This window comes from Eisenibacter elegans DSM 3317 (assembly GCF_000430505.1).
Lineage (GTDB): Bacteria > Bacteroidota > Bacteroidia > Cytophagales > Microscillaceae > Eisenibacter > Eisenibacter elegans.
Genome location: NZ_KE387152.1, coordinates 420,632 through 437,833, shown reverse-complemented (window position 1 = coordinate 437,833; position 17,202 = coordinate 420,632). Strand labels below are relative to the sequence as shown.

17 protein-coding genes are annotated in these 17,202 nt (G+C 48.2%); 10 read left to right on the top strand and 7 right to left on the bottom strand.

Features of this window, described 5'->3' with window-relative positions; all coding sequences use genetic code 11:
• Positions 1 to 57 precede the first annotated feature (57 nt).
• From ffh to G499_RS0112130, 3 genes are all read left to right on the top strand, one after another.
• Positions 58 to 1,392: a signal recognition particle protein gene (gene ffh, locus G499_RS0112140; RefSeq protein WP_027000169.1), complete on the top strand. Its 1,335-nt coding sequence runs from the start codon at positions 58 to 60 to the stop codon at positions 1,390 to 1,392.
• Between the two features lie 187 nt (positions 1,393 to 1,579).
• The gene (locus G499_RS0112135) at positions 1,580 to 2,236 is read left to right on the top strand and encodes a TetR/AcrR family transcriptional regulator (protein ID WP_027000168.1); all 657 of its coding nucleotides are present in this window, start codon (positions 1,580 to 1,582) and stop codon (positions 2,234 to 2,236) included.
• A 3-nt stretch (positions 2,237 to 2,239) separates the two neighbouring features.
• Positions 2,240 to 2,884, top strand: a complete 645-nt coding sequence (locus G499_RS0112130; protein ID WP_027000167.1) for an MBL fold metallo-hydrolase — start codon at positions 2,240 to 2,242, stop codon at positions 2,882 to 2,884.
• A gap of 155 nt (positions 2,885 to 3,039) precedes the next feature.
• On the opposite strand, the gene G499_RS0112125 is transcribed toward G499_RS0112130, so the two are convergent.
• Positions 3,040 to 3,846, bottom strand: a complete 807-nt coding sequence (locus tag G499_RS0112125; RefSeq protein ID WP_027000166.1) for a TaqI-like C-terminal specificity domain-containing protein — start codon at positions 3,844 to 3,846, stop codon at positions 3,040 to 3,042.
• 37 nt (positions 3,847 to 3,883) lie between these two features.
• On the bottom strand, positions 3,884 to 4,018 hold the full coding sequence (locus tag G499_RS22420; protein ID WP_281171871.1) for a hypothetical protein: 135 nt from the start codon (positions 4,016 to 4,018) through the stop codon (positions 3,884 to 3,886).
• A 245-nt stretch (positions 4,019 to 4,263) separates the two neighbouring features.
• Here G499_RS22420 and G499_RS19830 point away from each other — a divergent pair, with 245 nt between their 5' ends.
• From G499_RS19830 to G499_RS0112085, 6 genes are all read left to right on the top strand, one after another.
• Positions 4,264 to 5,019 (top strand): L-type lectin-domain containing protein, encoded by a 756-nt coding sequence (locus G499_RS19830; protein ID WP_051296210.1) that lies wholly within the window; start codon positions 4,264 to 4,266, stop codon positions 5,017 to 5,019.
• Positions 5,020 to 5,148: 129 nt separating this feature from the next.
• Positions 5,149 to 6,012, top strand: coding sequence for a hypothetical protein (locus G499_RS0112105; RefSeq protein WP_027000164.1), 864 nt, complete (start codon positions 5,149 to 5,151; stop codon positions 6,010 to 6,012).
• A 45-nt stretch (positions 6,013 to 6,057) separates the two neighbouring features.
• Positions 6,058 to 7,464 (top strand): PKD domain-containing protein, encoded by a 1,407-nt coding sequence (locus G499_RS0112100; RefSeq protein WP_081413778.1) that lies wholly within the window; start codon positions 6,058 to 6,060, stop codon positions 7,462 to 7,464.
• A 51-nt stretch (positions 7,465 to 7,515) separates the two neighbouring features.
• Positions 7,516 to 8,412, top strand: a complete 897-nt coding sequence (locus G499_RS0112095; RefSeq protein ID WP_027000162.1) for a caspase family protein — start codon at positions 7,516 to 7,518, stop codon at positions 8,410 to 8,412.
• Positions 8,413 to 8,609: 197 nt separating this feature from the next.
• Entirely contained in the window at positions 8,610 to 9,371 is a 762-nt protein-coding gene (locus G499_RS0112090) for an SDR family NAD(P)-dependent oxidoreductase (protein WP_027000161.1), read from the top strand.
• A 369-nt stretch (positions 9,372 to 9,740) separates the two neighbouring features.
• Positions 9,741 to 10,199, top strand: coding sequence for a CAP domain-containing protein (locus G499_RS0112085; protein ID WP_211231616.1), 459 nt, complete (start codon positions 9,741 to 9,743; stop codon positions 10,197 to 10,199).
• A 119-nt stretch (positions 10,200 to 10,318) separates the two neighbouring features.
• Here G499_RS0112085 and G499_RS0112080 read toward each other — a convergent pair whose 3' ends face one another.
• From G499_RS0112080 to G499_RS19820, 4 genes are all read right to left on the bottom strand, one after another.
• Complete coding sequence (locus G499_RS0112080) at positions 10,319 to 10,978, bottom strand: hypothetical protein (RefSeq protein ID WP_027000159.1); 660 nt, start codon at positions 10,976 to 10,978, stop codon at positions 10,319 to 10,321.
• 211 nt (positions 10,979 to 11,189) lie between these two features.
• Positions 11,190 to 11,801, bottom strand: a complete 612-nt coding sequence (locus G499_RS0112075; protein ID WP_027000158.1) for a hypothetical protein — start codon at positions 11,799 to 11,801, stop codon at positions 11,190 to 11,192.
• A gap of 68 nt (positions 11,802 to 11,869) precedes the next feature.
• Positions 11,870 to 12,562 (bottom strand): hypothetical protein, encoded by a 693-nt coding sequence (locus G499_RS19825; RefSeq protein WP_051296209.1) that lies wholly within the window; start codon positions 12,560 to 12,562, stop codon positions 11,870 to 11,872.
• Positions 12,563 to 12,667: 105 nt separating this feature from the next.
• Positions 12,668 to 13,201 (bottom strand): DUF1573 domain-containing protein, encoded by a 534-nt coding sequence (locus G499_RS19820; RefSeq protein WP_051296208.1) that lies wholly within the window; start codon positions 13,199 to 13,201, stop codon positions 12,668 to 12,670.
• A 333-nt stretch (positions 13,202 to 13,534) separates the two neighbouring features.
• On the opposite strand from G499_RS19820, the gene G499_RS0112055 reads away from it, so the two are divergent.
• Positions 13,535 to 15,952, top strand: coding sequence for an alpha-ketoacid dehydrogenase subunit alpha/beta (locus G499_RS0112055; RefSeq protein ID WP_027000157.1), 2,418 nt, complete (start codon positions 13,535 to 13,537; stop codon positions 15,950 to 15,952).
• Between the two features lie 141 nt (positions 15,953 to 16,093).
• Here the strand turns inward: G499_RS0112055 and G499_RS0112050 are convergent, their stop codons facing one another.
• On the bottom strand, positions 16,094 to 17,125 hold the full coding sequence (locus G499_RS0112050; protein ID WP_245576738.1) for a quinone oxidoreductase family protein: 1,032 nt from the start codon (positions 17,123 to 17,125) through the stop codon (positions 16,094 to 16,096).
• Between the last annotated feature and the right edge of the window lie 77 nt (positions 17,126 to 17,202).

Genomic DNA, 17,202 nt, shown 5'->3' with positions numbered 1-17,202 from the left:
CACCCCTCCCGGCGCTTGTACTCAAAAAGATTACCCCATTCCTCATCATCATACGATATGTTTGAAAATCTCAGTGATAGGCTAGACAAAGCCATGAAGACCCTCAAAGGGCAGGGTCGCATTACCGATATCAACGTAGCCTCTACGGTCAAAGAAATCCGCCGCGCCTTGGTAGAGGCCGACGTAAACTATAAAGTAGCCAAAGAAGTAACTGACCGCATCAAACAAGAAGCCCTAGGGCGTAAGATTTTGATTGATGTACAGCCCGGGCAGATGCTGGTCAAAATCGTACACGAAGAGCTCACCCGCCTGATGGGGCAAGACAAGAGCGAAGTAAAGCTTGAAGGCGACCCTGCGGTCGTGCTGATGTCGGGCTTGCAAGGTTCGGGTAAAACAACCTTCTCAGGTAAGCTGGCCAACTATTACAAAAAACAAGGCCGTAATGTCTTGTTGGTAGCCTGTGACATTTACCGTCCGGCGGCTATTGCCCAGCTCCAAACCCTCGGCCAACAAATTGGCGTAGAGGTGTATGCAGAACCCGAAAACAAAAACGCTGTCAGCATTGCCACCAATGCCATCGCCTATGCAAAGGCCAACAAGAAGAAGTTGGTCATCGTCGATACTGCCGGTCGCTTGGCCGTAGATGAGGAGATGATGAATGAGATTGCCGCCGTCAAAGCTGCCATCAAACCCTCCGAAACACTTTTTGTGGTCGATTCGATGACCGGGCAAGATGCTGTCAATACCGCACAAGCCTTTAATGAACGCATCAACTTCGACGGAGTGGTCTTGACCAAACTCGATGGAGATACCCGTGGTGGAGCAGCACTTTCGATTCGTGCAGTGGTAGATAAGCCTATCAAGTTCAACAGCCGTGGGGAAAAGATGGATGACATCGAGCAGTTCTTCCCCGACCGTATGGCCAGCCGTATCCTCAATATGGGCGACGTGCTTACGCTCGTCGACAAGATGCAGGAGGTCTACGACGAGAAAATGGCTGAAGAACTCAACCGCAAAATGCGTAAAAATCAGTTTGATTTTAACGACTTCTTGCAGCAGATTCAGCAAATCAAAAAAATGGGCGGGGTGAAGGATGTGATGTCGATGATTCCGGGTATGAGCAAGATGATGAAGGATGTGGATGTACCCGATGATGCTTTCAAATCAGTAGAAGCCATGATTTTTTCGATGACCCCTACCGAACGTGCCAATCCTGAGATAATCGATGGCTCACGCCGCAAACGCATCGCCCAAGGCAGCGGAGTCGAAATACAAGACCTCAACCGCCTGCTCAAGCAGTTTGAGGAGATGAAAAAGATGATGAAAAAAGTCAATAAAATGTCAATGGGTGGCTCGCTAATGGGCGGTAGCAAGAAAAAGAAACGCCGCTAACACAAGCCCAATAACCTGTCAATGTTGTTTCACATTGCCAAAACCTACACAGCATCTATTCCCCCGTGGAGTGGGTGCTGTGTCGTCAATATAGACTAGGAATAAATCGCCATCTAGCCTATTGGCGTGTGGGATAATTCAAAAAAAAATAGCATTTTTGCAAATATTGTTTTTTTAAGTCATTATTATGGGCGTTAGCGAACGCAAAGAAAGAGAAAAGTTAGAACGCCGAAATGCGATCGTAGACGCAGCAGAGCGTGTTTTTTTTAGCCAAGGACTGGAGCGTGCCTCTATGGAGCAAATCGCCCAAGAAGCTGAGCTAAGCAAGGGGACACTATATCTATATTTCAAGAATAAAGAAGACCTTTTCAAAGCAGTAGTATTGCGCGGCTTCATTGCCCTGCGTCGCAAGCTCAAAGAAGCTGCCCTCCCCCAAGACTCAGGGCTGGAGAATGTGAAGGCCATCTCACAGGCCTATATCTCCTTTGCCAATGAACATTTGGGGTACTTCAATGCTATTTTGTTGTACCAAAACGACATGTTCGACAGTGGCGACCTCAATGGGGTATCTATCAAATCCTTGGAGGGTGGCAATGCTGTCATTGGGGTGCTGATTCACGCCATCGAAAAGGGTATCGACGATAGGAGTATCTTACCCCATATCCAACCTGTAGAAACCGCGTTCGTCCTTTGGAGCCAAATCACAGGGCTACTACAGGTCATCCAACGCAAGATGCGCATCATCTCGTTTCATTACCGCATCAAGTCTGACGACCTACTCAACCACTATTTCGAATTGCTCATCCGCTCGCTTACAAACCCCGCTACCGAAACCCTGCACTAACGTATGATACAGATAGCCCTCCTGACTTATAACCCTTTTGCCGAAAATACCTATGTGCTCTATGACGAAAGCCTAGAGGCGCTCGTTATCGACCCTGGGATGCAAAGCCCTGCCGAACAAGCACACTTTCAGGAGTTTGTCCAACAAAATCAGCTCAAAGTAGTCGGACTACTCAATACCCACTGCCACGTAGACCACGTGTTTGGCAATCAGTTTGTCAAAGATACTTACCAAGTAGGGCTGCAAATCCATAAACTTGACCTCCCTACGCTACAAGCTGCCCAAATAGCCGCTCAGATGTACAACATTCGACCATTTGTACCCTCTACTCCTGATAGTTTTCTGGAGGCTGGTGAGGTGATTAACTTCGGCAACAACTCGACCTTGGAGGTGCTTTTTGTACCCGGACACGCCCCCGGACACGTGGCTTTCCTCTCGCGAGAGCAAAACTTCGTCATTGGAGGTGATGTACTTTTCCGGCAGAGCATCGGACGGACAGACTTTCCCGGTTGCAACCACCAAGACCTGCTCAACAGCATCCGTACCCAACTCTTTACCCTCCCCAATGACCTACGTGTATATCCCGGTCACGGTCTCGAAACTACGATTGGCTACGAAAAACAATATAACCCCTTTTTGCAAGATTAGGGGTTATCACGCCACTGGATATTTTTCAAATCCCATAGGCAAAGTCTCATTTTGCCCCTAAAATTCGGAGCTGGAGTTCTGTGCTACTTCTCCAAAAATGCTCAGTGGCATGTGTCTTTGACCAACTTTGGGCAGTTTTTTTGGATACATCCTTATTATATGCTACCTGCTACAGTCTGGATTTCCTCTGCTGTCAAACCATAAAGTGCATACACCAACTGTTCAATCTGAGCAGCGATTGCTGACGTATCCACCTCATAATCAAGCTTTTTTGATAATTTATCCTTTTTGAGCACTATGGGAATTTTCATCACATCTTGGTTGAACCATCTAAGTCTGCCTCCTTTTTGCGCATTTCCCAAAACAGCAGCAATTCGAGAGCAATAAAACCAAATCAATTTTGAGTTGAGTATCGCAAGCAAGCTCTTGTTACTGATGGGCAGGAAATAACAGGTGTTACCAAGATATAAGGTATCTTTAGATAAACTAAACCTACTTTCCTTGGCTATGTCAAGGTACACAATCTTGGGCTTTTCGAAGAACTCATAGTACGTACAAGCTCTCAGTTCCCACCAATGCGTACCTTTATCCCATCGTTTTTCAAGTTGTTTCTGATATTTTTTCAAATGCTCTAATATAGCAGGGTAACAGGTAATCTTTATGCCTATTTTGGTCAAGATAATATACCGCTTCTTACCCCTGATGTGATAGTATCGAATATCGTCTCCTATGGCAAAGGGATGGATGATTTCGGCGCTTTTTGGGTCTGCTGCGATTAAGGCATTCTTCTTGGCTTCATCAATAATAAAGGCCTGATTAAACCCTGTAAGAATTCCTCGATACATCTGCCCATCTACATACTCTCCCAAAGGAGTTCCTACTTCACTCATTTTGGCCAAGATAGCGTTGACTTTGGCGTGTCCCAAGCTCCAAAAATCGTTACCAAAAGCTTCTTCTGGCAAGTATTCAAACGATTGTTGGACGACATTTTCTACAGTATCAAATCTGAAAAGTATAGATGGCCGGAAACGTAGCTGCTTCGTCAAAAACAGGCAATTCTCCAAAGTCCACAATCTCTTCCAGCTGCTGTTTAAGTAAAAAAAATCTCAAATGCTTGTCATAGTTCGCTTTCACAAACTTGTTAGATTAGAAGTAATCAGACTGCCAAGTCTTTGGTCTTTCAGAATGGTGGTGGAGCGTTCAAAAAAATAAACCAGCAGAATCCCAAAGCCCCAAGCTATGCCGAAATGTACGTTTTTTGCACACACTGCTTTCTTAGTAACATCTATTTCAAATTTATTCACTTTGGGCAAACAAAACGATTGATTTTTGTGCTTATTAGGTAGGAAATTCGTCTTTCACACAGATTACCTTACGCCATGCATTCCTATCACTACTTCCGAAGCCTTGGTTTAGGTGTTTTATTATGGCTTTGTGCCTGTGTTTCTTTGTGGGCACAGGGCAGCTTTCAGCTGATGGGCAGCGCCAACTATATGCCTGGCGATTGTATCCTGCTCACCCCTGACAAGCAGTTTCAGGAGGGGCTGGCCTACCATACCACCAAACTCGATTTGAACAATTTTTTTGAGATTACCTTCGACATCTTTTTAGGGGAAGATGACAACGGAGCCGACGGCATCACCTTTGTCATCCATAACGACCCACGCGGCTTCAATGCCTATGGTACTTGGGGAGAGTGTATGGGCTATGGGCGTTGGAGCAAAAACTACCTCGCCGGTGATTATATCGCTCCTTCGATTGCGATTGAGTTTGACACCTACCAAAACTATCGCCAAAACGACCCTCCCTACGACCACGTGGCCTATCTCGAAAATGGTACCAACTACCACACCGAATACTGGCACGACAATGACCCCAACTACAATCTGGAAGATGGGATGTTACACACTTTTCAGTTTCGGTGGCAGCCCGACACACAGCAAATCACTGTTTGGCTCGATGGTGCTATCGTACATCAAGGGCGGCGCGACCTCATCAATGATATTTTCAGAGGCCAAACCAAGGTCATCTGGGGGTTTACGGCCTCTACCGGAAGGGCACACAACCTACAGTATTTTTGCCTCAAGCGCTGGGCCACAGAAGACGAAGCAGCCAGCCAGTATGCCGGCAATTAGGTGCTAAAGAAACAAAGGCCAACTTTGATAAAAGCAATCCGTTCATTGGTAAAAAAAGCACTGCTGTTTCGTATTTTTGGTGTTAATATTGATTGATTATTGCCCACGCAAGATTTCGCCTTTTTACCTATGCAACACCACTACACACACCTTGGCAGGCTGACCTTCGGACTCGTGCTTTTATTGAGCACCTGCTTATCCCTGCAAGCTCAAAATTTACAATACAGCCTTTATTCTCCACCTCTGAAAGTGAAGTTTGGTGGTGCAGAGTTATTGCCCGAAGACAATATCATTCGGATACGCTACGACCTTCACGGCAGCAAACGACGCGCCTACATCACGCGCCTTTACTACTCCAACAACAACGGAAACTCCTTCAAAGGACCGCTGCGGGCGCTCGAAGGCGATACGGGCGATAGTACCTTTGTAGGCAGTGGCAAGGAGGTTCGTTGGGCTTTTCTGAAAGATAACCCCTACTTCAATGGTGAAAATATCAGCTTCCGTATCGAGGCGACCGAAATCCCTAAGGAGGCCAAAGGCACTGAAATCAACGCCCTCTGGTCGCTACTGATACCGGGCTTGGGCGATGCTGCCGTCCGCAATGGCTATAACTATGCCGGCATCGGGGTGGCTACATATGGGCTGCTGGGAGCCGGCTTGGGGACAAAACTCATTGCCCGCCAACGTTATCGTAACTATACTGACCGTGTGCCCAACACCGAAGAAGAGCACCGCCGCCTCTTCAGACAAGCCAATAGCCTCGACCGTACTGGCAATGCCTTGCTTATTGCCAGCGCAGCGATATGGCTCGGTGATGTGGTGGGGGTATACCTCAAAGGTCGACAAAATCGCAAAAAGTATTTCCCCAAAAATACTGACAATGCCGATGGCAATACCGCTCACAACCAAGGCTGGCAGCGCTTCAGGCCAAATGTCCAGCCATATATGGGTCCTTACCAAGACAATGGCCTACTGCTGGTTTGGAAATTTTAACTATCAACTCCTTTCTGAGAAAAATAAGCGTCTGACGCTTTTGATATGAGAACAAATACGATACTTCACTTACTGTCGACCCTCTTGATAGGGCTGTTACTCTACAACTGCCGTCCTTTGACAGAGATTCCCTTCATACCACTTCAGGCTGGTATCGAAACCTCGGCTAACCTGATTTTTTTGGGCGATACTGTCCGATTTCGGCAGGCGGCTACCGAAGTAGCCCGCAGCTTCTCGTGGGATTTTGGAGATCAAACCCAAAGCACTGAAGCCGAGCCACGTCACGTATACACTGCCATAGGCAATTATACCGTTCGGATGGTCGCTACCAAGGCCGACGGCATTACACAAGATACCGCCACCCGCGTGATACGGGTGCTCCCTGCCTTGATAGACCCTGCCAACCAAACTGTTTTGCCCAACCTCAACGGCAGCCAAGATGTAGGCTATGCCGCAGCCTTGCTCCCCGGCGGAGGGGTGGTCATAGCGGCCAAACGCAATGTCAATGGCTTGGTGCTCTTCAGGCTTAACAATAACTTAGAGGCTGTCTGGACACGTAATTTTACCAATATCGCCAGCGGGCAGCTCTTCCCCCAAGACATCATCGCCACGACCGACGGCGGCTTTGTAGTCGTGGGGTATTACTTCTACGATGCTGTCGATACAGATGCATTCATCCTGAAAATCAATGCCAACGGCCAAGAAGTATGGCGCAGGACTGTGGCCACCACCACAAGACGCGAGGCCTTCAGCCGTGTAAAAGAACTCAACAATGAGTATATCGTGATTGGCTCTGTAGAAGACCGTGGACGCTCTTCTGTCTGGTTTACTGTCTATGAGGCCAATGGTCAACTAGCCGAGTCGGAGCTGGAGGGCAATACTTGGAACGCCACCGATGCTATCTTTACCTCTGATGGTGGTATTGCCATTGCCGCCAATGAAGGCAGCAACCCCATGCTGATTCGGTATTCGTCTGATGGCCAACTCTCTTGGAACAGACGGCTTGAACTACGCGGCAAGGCCTTGTCTATTCGCGAATTGGGCGATTTCAATTTCCTGCTATCGGGCTTTGTTGTGCCCAATGAACAAGATATTTCGGCAGATTCGACCAATGCCTTCTTGTCCAAAATCAGTAATGGAGGTAGTACCGAAATATGGCAAGAACAACTACGGCTTTTTAGAGAAGCTTTTTATGACGCAGCACAAGCCTCAGGGCAGCGAATTATCACCTTGGGCACACATAGCAACCCCCTGAGTGGGAGTGATTTGCTAGTAGGACAATACACTGCCGAAGGGCAGTTGGGCAAGGTGCGCCTCTTGGGAAGCCGACGTAACGAACAAGCTTTTCGTATTTACCGCAATGGTGTAGACCAGTACCTCATCATCGGTAGCCGACAAGCCGCCAATGGCTCACAGGTATGGTTGGTGCGTATCAATGCCGAATTGGAGTAAACACTGGAAATACACAGGGCTATTCAAATAAAACTTAAACCACTTAAAGAGATGAAAAAGTACAATATCTGGTTTTTTGTGTTGTTGTTGGTGGGTTGTTGGGCGATGCCCTTACAAGCGCAGAAAAAAAAGCCTAAGAAAGAGAAAATTAATACCCAACACATTGATACGCCTAGTATGAGCTTCGACCTGTCTTATCTCAAGACAGAAGAAAACCTCGATAACCTCTATGACTTGATGGCCGACGCAACCAACTACTTGCTCATCATCGCAGTGGACAAATACACCTACTGGAAGCCCCTCAAAAATGCGGTGAAAGATGCCAATGATGTCAAGAGTGCCTTGGTCAAACGATATCGTTTTGATCCCAAAAATGTGTACGAAATATATGATGACAACGTAACTGCTGAACGTATTCGGGCAATGTTTGAAAAACTGAAAGCCTCTATTGGCCCTAATGACAATCTGATGATTTACTTCTCAGGACACGGTTTCTACGACGCGTCGTTTGATGAGGGTTACTGGATTCCTTACGACGGCAAAATCGGGCAGGTGTCGACCTATATCCCCAACACCAATATCTTGAATTATATCCGTGCCATCGATTCACGCCATACCTTTCTGGTGGCCGATGCTTGCTTTTCGGGTTCTATGTTTGCCGATGGCAACCGTGGCTACCTCGACAAGGTAGAGCAACTCAAATCGCGCTGGGGACTTTCGTCGGGCAACGTAGAGTTTGTGTCGGATGGTAAGGAGGGGGAAAACAGCCCTTTTGCTCGCTACCTGCTCAAGTTTTTGAACGAAAATCTGAAGGATCGCTTCTCCGTAACAGAGCTGATTCAGTATGTCAAGGTTGCTGTAGCTGACAACACCGACCAAACGCCCATTGGCAATCCGCTGAAAAACGTAGGCAATGAAGGAGGAGAGTTTGTGTTTTACCTCAAATAAAATATCTTGAACTCTCCTGACATTCGTGCGCCTGTGGAGACACAGCCGCAGGCGCGTATAATGTCTACAGTTTAGCACGGCTGTATTTGGTCTAAAAATTTCATCTACTAAAATCTTAAAAGAATCATACTTTGTTTTGTGAGTTCAATGCCTTATCTTTTGCACAAAATCAATTGTTCATATAAACTAACCACGAGATGGAATACGTTTTCAAAGATAAGGTAGTGCTCATTACAGGGGCATCTTCGGGCATCGGTAAATCAACAGCGCTGGCTTTTGCCAAGCAAGGTGCTATCTTAGCACTGGCCGATATCCAAACTGAGCCCGGACAGGCCTTGGCTGAAAGCATTCAAAAAGCCGGCGTACAAGCCATTTTTCATACCCTCGACGTAACTGACGCTGCCGGGGTAGAGGCTTGGGTAAAGGATATTGCCCAACGTTTTGGCCGCATAGACATTGCCATCAATAATGCCGGTATCGATGGAACAGACCTCAAAACGCACGAATACCCGCTCGATTTGTTTGACAAAGTCATGCAAATCAATGTACAGGGCGTGTGGTACTGTATGCGGGCGCAGCTGCCCTTTATGTTGGCGCAACAAGAGGGTGTGATTGTCAACACAGCCTCTATCGCAGGCTTGGGTGCTTTTCACGGGCACTCGGCCTATGCCGCCAGCAAACACGCCGTAATCGGCCTGACACGCACGGCAGCCGTAGAATATGCCAAATATGGCATCAGGGTCAATGCTGTTTGCCCAGGATTTACCGAGACACCCATGGTTTTCAACGCCGTATCGACTACTCCCGACAAGCTCAACAAGCTGGCTTACATCAACCCTACCCGCCGCATTGGCAAGCCCGAAGAGATTGCCGACGCGATTTTGTACCTCAGCTCCCCTCAGTCTTCGTATGTAAATGGTCAATCTTTGGCCGTAGATGGGGGGCTGTCTATCAATTAGCCCTACTTATTACAAGCTAAAAACCATTGTTTGGTTTTTTACCCTTGGCAGATTAGTACTGTCAAGGGCTTCTTCGCTGTGTTTTGGTCTATAATTTCTAAACCTTAGTCTATGGCTTCCAGCGACTCATCGAAGAGGTTGGAATTACAGAAACATTTGTTGATATACTCAACTGTTGTTGCGCCATATTTTTGTTCTTGATAAACTTACGTCGGTAAGCATACGTCTTATAAACGTTTGGTACATGACAGTATTGGAAGGTATCTTTGTAATAACAAAGCACGGTTTAGAGATTCCCCCTATAAAAGCTTATCAAAAATGACCCGAAATAGACTTTTAGTATGCTATGTATTGATAAGTAGCCTATTGATGGCATGTAGCAAACCCGAAGACATTCAGCCGGATGTCCTTGGCGCTACCACAGAAAATGAGCTCAATCCTCAGCGAATGCTTGAGCTGGTCAACCAATATCGTACCCAAGGTTGTACTTGTGGTACTACGCGGATGTTGCCCGTACCACCACTAACTTGGAATAACAAATTAGAACGCGCCGCTATAGACCATAGCAAGGATATGCGTGACAACAACTATTTCAGCCATACTAGCCTTGACGGTACTCGCTTTACGGAGCGCATCACCCGAGCGGGGTATCAATTTAACGCCGCAGGCGAAAATATCGCCCGTGGACAAACCAGCGAGCAAGCTGTTGTGGATTCTTGGATTCGTAGCGAGGGGCACTGCCGCAATATCATGAGTGGCAATTTCACCGAAATAGGTGCAGGGCGCTCCGGAAACTACTGGACACAGGTCTTTGCCCGCCCACGCTAAGGAAAAGCCTTTTCGTTCAGAATCTACACTTTTGTAGGTGTATTGCCCATAGCTCAATAGCGGAGATTACACAAGAAAGCAGCAATATTGTACCGAATAAGCTTCGTCTCTGCCCGTATTTATCCATCGTTGGTACCATATTTCGTTAGAAAATCTGTTGGCAAAGGAAGCTTTGGCGGCAGGGCTTTATCGGCTGTGAGCAATTGGGCTAAAATTTTTTGCCCTTCATCCATTTCCTTGAGCATCCAACGGGCGTTGGGTTCAGCCTCCATTTCTTGAGAGAGTTGGGTTTGAAGCATTTCCAACACCTGTACGGCCTCTAGCAAGAAGCCCTCCGGGCAATAGGGAATGCTCTCAGCAGCGCGCATCAGGTGGTTAAACGACCCAATGCGGGCGTGCATCACACGTTCGGAGCTTTTGGCACTATACCATATTGCCTCTCGGATGAGCTCGTGGGTATAGACACAAAACATAATCCTGAGCACGGGCTCGTGTTGATGGTACATCGCCCAAATTAAGGCGCTACGTGTTTTTTTGTGTAACGTTTCGGCTGAGCTTCCGATGTCGAGGTGGGTTACCAAGATAAGGTAACGCAGTAAGCGCTGTTCGTGCGAATAAATGTATTCAACCTCCCCGTGGCGGTTTTGCTCGCCTTCATCAGCTTGTTGGAGGAGTACTTCGGGGCTGAGTGCAGCCAGTTGTTTGAGGTGCTCAACAAACAATGCCGAAGGAGGTTCAAGGCCTACATACATATCCACAATACGGTTGGTATAAATCATCAGCGGGAGAGTGGTTAGGTAGTTATGAATCTTGCGTGCGGGAGTTGTGTTAGGCCTTGCCAATACAGGCATTGATTACATCACTGGACATTTTTCCAATCCCATAGTTAAAACTGTGGGCGAAGTCCCATTTTACCCCCAACAGGAGGCTTCAGCTTGTCTCGTAGCTCCAGCTCCAAGCTGCTTTTCCAAAATGTCCAGTGGTGTAAGACTATTGGCATTTTTTGAGGACTTCCAAGGCTACTTTTTTGGCTACCTCTAGGTTATCCTCATTGCTTTTTTTATTGCCATATATCTGCACAATGAAGCTTTCTTGGCCGTGCAATACATTCAGGATGACGTTGCCCGAGACGTACAAGTACACAGCAGCATCGCCTATTTTATCTTCAAGATAACGCGCTTCGCGGCCATCGCTGCTATAATATTCATCGTTGTATTTGGTCTTGAATATACTTGGGTCTTCTTCTTTGATTTGCCCTACACTGATAGTGCCTTCTTGGGTATCGGAGGCCGTCTCAAAGAGGCAGGCAATCAGGTCAAAGCTTGTTTTATGGATGTTGCTATTGTCTCTTACATTGATTTTGTCTGCTGGAATTCCAAGGATTTCGGCTACTTTTTGCACACTCACCAACTCTCGGATATTGTTTTGTCGCAAATCCATCAGACAGCTTTTCGCAGCTGCGGTAGTGCTTTTACTTTCTTCTGAAGAGCTATTAGCCTCAGCGTTTTCTTGTTGATTTTGTGTTTTTTTGTCTGCACCGCAGCCGACTGATAAGCATCCGACAAGTATCAGGGGCAGTAGTTGTTTGGTAGTAATGCGCATGTGTGATAGGGGTTTAGTGTTGAGTTAAAGTTTCGTTGGCGGGGTATGTTGCTATTTTTGTGCTGCTGTTAGTCCTTCATTCCGGCTACGCCCTCATCCATTTTGGGTTGTTTTTTGGGGTCATCGCTGCGTTGTCGGGAGGGTTCGCGAGCTTGAGCAGGGTTGAGATAATTGGCAGGATTGCCCTTGTGTTTGCGTACAAAGGCGTTGATGGTATTAATCATATCGACTTCTTTGCCCAGTTGGGGGTCGTCGGCGGGTTTGAGGCGGATGTCGAAGGCGTTGAAGTGGTTGGTTTCGTTGCGTTGGCCGATACCTTCTATCAAATGCGCTAGTTTGAAGTGTTTGTGGGGGCGGGCAAAATGAATTTCGCAAGTAAACACATCTCCAGTAGTATAGTTAAAGGCCAGTTCTTTTAGCCCGACGAGGCGTTCGGCCTTTAGGAGTTGATTTTGGCGGATATTGCGGATTTCGAGCAACTCATAGATAGGGTCATTGGGAGACTCTGCGTTTTCGAGATACCAAGGGAACTCTCCTTTGGGGCCATAAAAAGTAGCAATTCCCATTTTAAAGCTGCCTACAAACCTGAAGTGGAATATAATACGGTTATCGGTATAGTCGATTCTGTCAATCATATACGCACTCTGCCACTGGCGATAATTGGGCTTGTAGTCCGTATGTGTGATGGTTAGTTCTTGGCTGTATATGTTTGGGATTAATAATACCAACAGCAAAAGGGCGACGGTGAGGGTGCGTTTCATAAACAATCAGGTTTATCTTATAGGCAGAGCGTTATGCAGCTATATACGGAATCTGAAACGGAAAGTAAGCCTTCCGGCTGCTTTTTTAGCTCCTACTGGTGTCTCTTAGCGCTCATAGGGGGTAAGGCCAACCATATTTCGGCTAAACAACATCCGACTGAAGTCGAGTTTGGGCTTAGTGTTATTGAAGGGAGCTTCCTGTATTGCGCCCTCTACAGCAATGCCTTCGGCGGTAGCTGTGTTGTAGGCTCTTTCGGTCAATAACCCTTTGATAAACAATATTTTGATTGGCTCTCGGGCATTGCTTTTGAGTAGTACACTTTTGGCAAAAGCCCCCTCATATCCATTGGTATTGAAGCTAAGCCTCACAAAGCCTGTTTTGCCGACGGGCACAGGCTCCCGTGTCCAATCAGTAGAGGTACATCCACAGGATGGCTCTACTGCCAACAATTGGATAGGAGCATTGCCTTTGTTGACAAAGCCAAACTCGTAGGTAACGATAGTACCGGCGGCTACTACACCAAAATCGTGTATTTCGCGCTCAAAAACCATTATTCCTTGAGCTTGGAGCAAGGCTGGCAAGGCTATCAGATAGCCTACAATCAGTGCTTTGAGGGTTGTGGGTTGTAAAGCAAACATACAGGTAAGGGGTTATGGGTGTCAAGTATACGCTATTGGTGAGGCTGGGGCAATCCCTTATCAGGGTTTTTTGGAGAAATGCGAAATTATTGGTTTTCAGGCAGATTAGCCAAATAATGCCCGTTTGTTTGCTCAGAATAAAGGCTAAAATGATACCAAAAGCGGGTTTTCTCAGAAATTTTATAAGCAAAATAAAAAAAAGACAATTTGAATTAGCCGCCTTTTTTGTATATTTTTGTTGCACACAAAAAACCTCTTTTTCCCAAAAAAAGAAGTTATACGCTGATAATCAACCCTTTAACTCGATTCATCACGATAAAAGCATCAAAGCCCATGATTACCAAAGAAGCATCTACTCCTGCTGCATCCCTTATGAGTACTGAGGCCGTCTTACACGACTACCGCGTGGCCTGTGAAAGCCGCGAGGCTAGCCTTATCGGGCGTAAAGAAGTATTTATGGGCAAGGCCAAATTTGGCATCTTTGGCGATGGCAAGGAGCTGGCCCAAATAGCGATGGCCAAGGCGTTCCGCCCCGGCGATTTCCGCTCCGGCTATTACCGCGACCAAACCTTTATGTTGGCCATCGAAGAGCTCAACTTGCAACAATATTTTGCCCAACTCTACGCCCATACTGATGTAGAGGCAGACCCCGCCTCTGCCGGGCGGATGATGAACGGCCACTTTGGTACGCGTATGCTCCAACCCGACGGCTCCCTGAAGCCGCTGGCCGATTTGCGCAACTCCTCTTCTGATATATCGCCTACCGCAGGGCAGATGCCCCGTATGCTCGGCATTGCGTTTGCTTCCAAGCTTTTCAGGCAAAACCCTGAGCTACACCAGTTTACAAACTTATCACGCCAAGGAAACGAAATTTCGTTTGGCACCATTGGCAACGCTTCTACTTCCGAAGGCCTGTTTTATGAGACCATCAATGCTGCCGGGGTATTGCAGGTTCCACTGTTGATTTCGGTTTGGGATGATGCCTATGGCATTTCTGTTCCCCAAGAATACCACACGACCAAGGGCAGTATCTCGAAAGTATTGGCCGGCTTCAAGCGTAGTAAGAAAGAAGAAGGCTTTGAAATCATCACTGTACGCGGTTGGGATTACCCAGCGCTGGTAGAGGCCTACCAACAGGCCGCCGATATCTGCCGCACGGAGCACGTACCCGTGTTGGTACACGTAACGGAAGTAACCCAGCCCCAAGGGCACTCTACCTCCGGCTCACACGAACGCTACAAGTCGAAGGAGCGCCTCGAATGGGAGCTAGAGCACGATTGTATCCGCAAGATGCGCGAATGGATTTTGGGTGAGAATATCGCTTCGGAAGAAACACTGGCACAAATCGAAAAAGAAGCCAAACAAGCCGCCACTGATGCCCGCAAAGCCGCTTGGAATGCATTTATCGGCAGCATACAGGATATCCACCAAGAGGCGGTAGCACTCCTGCAAGAGGCGCTCGACCAATATCCTGAGCAAGCTGACAAGCTACAGCCCCTGCATCAGTTTTTGGCTAAAAATCCTACCCCACTCAAGCGCGACGGCATCAGCGCCGTACGCCAGACCTTGCTCTGGACACGCCACGCAGCCGCCCACCCGCTCCGTGCTAAGATGATTGGCTGGCTCGAAAAAGCACAAGCCCAAGCCGCAGAAGACTATAACTCATACCTCTTCAGTGAATCTGAGGAAGCCGCCATCACCATCGCCCCCAACAGCCCACGCTATGCGGCGGAGCCCCCTATGGTCGATGGGCGTGAGGTGTTGCAAGCCAATTTTGACCATATCCTGACCCACAATCCACTGGTAATGGCCTTTGGCGAAGATGTAGGCCGCATTGGCGACGTAAACCAAGCCTTCGCCGGACTGCAAGAAAAGCACGGGGAGTTGCGCGTGATGGATACCGGTATCCGCGAAGCCACCATCATCGGCCAAGGCATTGGTGCAGCCTTGCGCGGCTTACGCCCTATTGCCGAAATCCAATATCTCGACTACTTACTCTACGCCCTGCAAATATTGTCGGATGATTTGGCCTGCCTACAATACCGCACCAAGGGCGGCCAAAAAGCCCCCCTCATCATACGTACACGCGGCCACCGCCTAGAAGGCATCTGGCATTCGGGCTCTCCGATGGGGATGATTTTGCACAGCTTGCGCGGCATCCACGTACTTGTACCCCGCAATATGACCAAGGCAGCAGCGTTTTACAATACTATGCTCCGCTCTGACGAGCCGGCGCTCATCGTAGAATGCCTCAACGGCTACCGCCTCAAAGAAAAGATGCCCGAAAACTTGGGCGAATTTACGGAGGCACTGGGGGTACCCGAAGTCATCCGTGAGGGAAGCGACATCACTGTGGTTACTTATGGCTCTATGTGCCGCATTGTGATGGAAGCCGCCGAGCTGCTCGCAGAGGTAGGCATCTCGCTAGAGGTGATTGATGTGCAGACGCTCCTGCCCTTCGACTTACAGCACCGCATTGTGGCTTCGCTACGGAAAACCAACCGTGTGATTTTTGCGGACGAAGATGTACCCGGCGGGGCTACTGCCTTTATGATGCAACAAGTGCTCGAAGGGCAAGATGGCTATCGCTGGCTGGACTCTAAGCCTCTCACTATTAGTGCCCAGCCCCACAGACCGGCCTATGGCTCCGATGGCGATTATTTCTCTAAGCCCAGTGTAGATGATGTTTTTGAGGCGGCTTACAGCCTGATGCACGAAGCCGACCCTGCGGTCTTCCCCGCCCTACGATAAGCAGAGCCTATATGATGCAAAAAGCCCTTCCAAGTCGTTTTGGAGGGGCTTTTTTTGAAATCCCATATTCCTTAATGATTCTCATCTGGCTTCAAGAATGTATCTGATGAGATATTTAAGGTGCCCTTAGGCGGCAGTGCGTTATTCACTAATGCGGATGACGAGCTTGCCAAACTGTCGGCCTTGATCCATCTCATCAAAGGCACTGACAATATCATCGAGTGGGCGAACAGAGCTGACCAACGGCTGAATTTGGTGCTTTGCCATAAAAGCGAGCATATCGACAAACTCTTGGTCGTTGCCCATCGTGCTACCTGTGATACTGGCCTGAGAGAAAAAGAGGCGTGGCAGGTGAATTCCTGAGGGCTTGCCGGCGGTAGTTCCATAGACGACCATTGTTCCCCCTTGAGCCAACATTTTGGCCAACTCCCCAAAAGCATCGCCTCCGGCACTGTCAATGATGGTATGAAAGCCCATAGGCTCTGCTTTGATGAGGGTCTTGACCCACTGAGGGTCTTTGTAGTTGACGGCTCCGGCAGCGCCGGCTTGGCGCATCTGGTCGAGCTTTTCATCGCTGCCCGATGTTACATATACTTTTGCTCCGGCGGCCTGTGCTAGTTGGAAGGCAAACTGCGCCACGCCTCCACCAATGCCCGTAACAAGTACTTTGCTGCCATTGGCGGCCAAGCCTTTGGTAAACACAGCCCGATAGGCCGTCAGGGCGGCTAAGGGAATGGCGGCGGCAGCCTCGTCGCTGAGGTAGGCGGGTTTTTCGTGTAGGCGGTGAGCAGGTAAGGCAAGATACTCGGCAAAAGTACCATCGGTAGGCATTCCTAAGATACTATAATTGAGCGACTGAAAGGCTGGATTGTCCCCCCAGTTGACGTTGGGGTTCATCAGTACATCCTTACCCACCCAGTGTTGGTCGGCCTCATCGGCTACCGCCACCACCGTACCACAGCCGTCAGAGCCTAGGATAGAAGGATAACGCAGCCCAGGGTACATTCCTTCCCTACACCATTGGTCGCGGTGGTTAAGGGCTGCTGTTTTGAGCTTTATGAGCGCCTGCCCTGCTTTGAGTGTAGGAGTGGGGTAATTGGTCTTAAGTTCGATACGCGCCTCGGGGTTGTCTTGCAACACCAAAGCTTTCATAGTAGGAGGTATTTGGTTCATTGGAGTAAGTTAGTTTGAAAAACATAATTCCAACCCCAAGTTACAAAACTTTGTATTTCTACCCTTGTTTGGGCACA

What these genes read in the sequence shown, in the direction of transcription:
- G499_RS0112130 (WP_027000167.1), top strand. Translation starts at nt 2,240, where the DNA reads ATGATACAGATAGCCCTCCTGACTTATAACCCTTTTGCCGAAAATACC.
- G499_RS0112135 (WP_027000168.1), top strand. Translation starts at nt 1,580, where the DNA reads ATGGGCGTTAGCGAACGCAAAGAAAGAGAAAAGTTAGAACGCCGAAAT.
- G499_RS19825 (WP_051296209.1), bottom strand. Translation starts at nt 12,562, where the DNA reads ATGAAACGCACCCTCACCGTCGCCCTTTTGCTGTTGGTATTATTAATC.
- G499_RS0112090 (WP_027000161.1), top strand. Translation starts at nt 8,610, where the DNA reads ATGGAATACGTTTTCAAAGATAAGGTAGTGCTCATTACAGGGGCATCT.
- G499_RS0112085 (WP_211231616.1), top strand. Translation starts at nt 9,741, where the DNA reads ATGGCATGTAGCAAACCCGAAGACATTCAGCCGGATGTCCTTGGCGCT.
- G499_RS0112055 (WP_027000157.1), top strand. Translation starts at nt 13,535, where the DNA reads ATGATTACCAAAGAAGCATCTACTCCTGCTGCATCCCTTATGAGTACT.
- G499_RS0112080 (WP_027000159.1), bottom strand. Translation starts at nt 10,978, where the DNA reads ATGATTTATACCAACCGTATTGTGGATATGTATGTAGGCCTTGAACCT.
- G499_RS0112105 (WP_027000164.1), top strand. Translation starts at nt 5,149, where the DNA reads ATGCAACACCACTACACACACCTTGGCAGGCTGACCTTCGGACTCGTG.
- G499_RS0112050 (WP_245576738.1), bottom strand. Translation starts at nt 17,125, where the DNA reads ATGAACCAAATACCTCCTACTATGAAAGCTTTGGTGTTGCAAGACAAC.
- ffh (WP_027000169.1), top strand. Translation starts at nt 58, where the DNA reads ATGTTTGAAAATCTCAGTGATAGGCTAGACAAAGCCATGAAGACCCTC.
- G499_RS19820 (WP_051296208.1), bottom strand. Translation starts at nt 13,201, where the DNA reads ATGTTTGCTTTACAACCCACAACCCTCAAAGCACTGATTGTAGGCTAT.
- G499_RS0112100 (WP_081413778.1), top strand. Translation starts at nt 6,058, where the DNA reads ATGAGAACAAATACGATACTTCACTTACTGTCGACCCTCTTGATAGGG.
- G499_RS0112075 (WP_027000158.1), bottom strand. Translation starts at nt 11,801, where the DNA reads ATGCGCATTACTACCAAACAACTACTGCCCCTGATACTTGTCGGATGC.
- G499_RS0112095 (WP_027000162.1), top strand. Translation starts at nt 7,516, where the DNA reads ATGAAAAAGTACAATATCTGGTTTTTTGTGTTGTTGTTGGTGGGTTGT.
- G499_RS19830 (WP_051296210.1), top strand. Translation starts at nt 4,264, where the DNA reads ATGCATTCCTATCACTACTTCCGAAGCCTTGGTTTAGGTGTTTTATTA.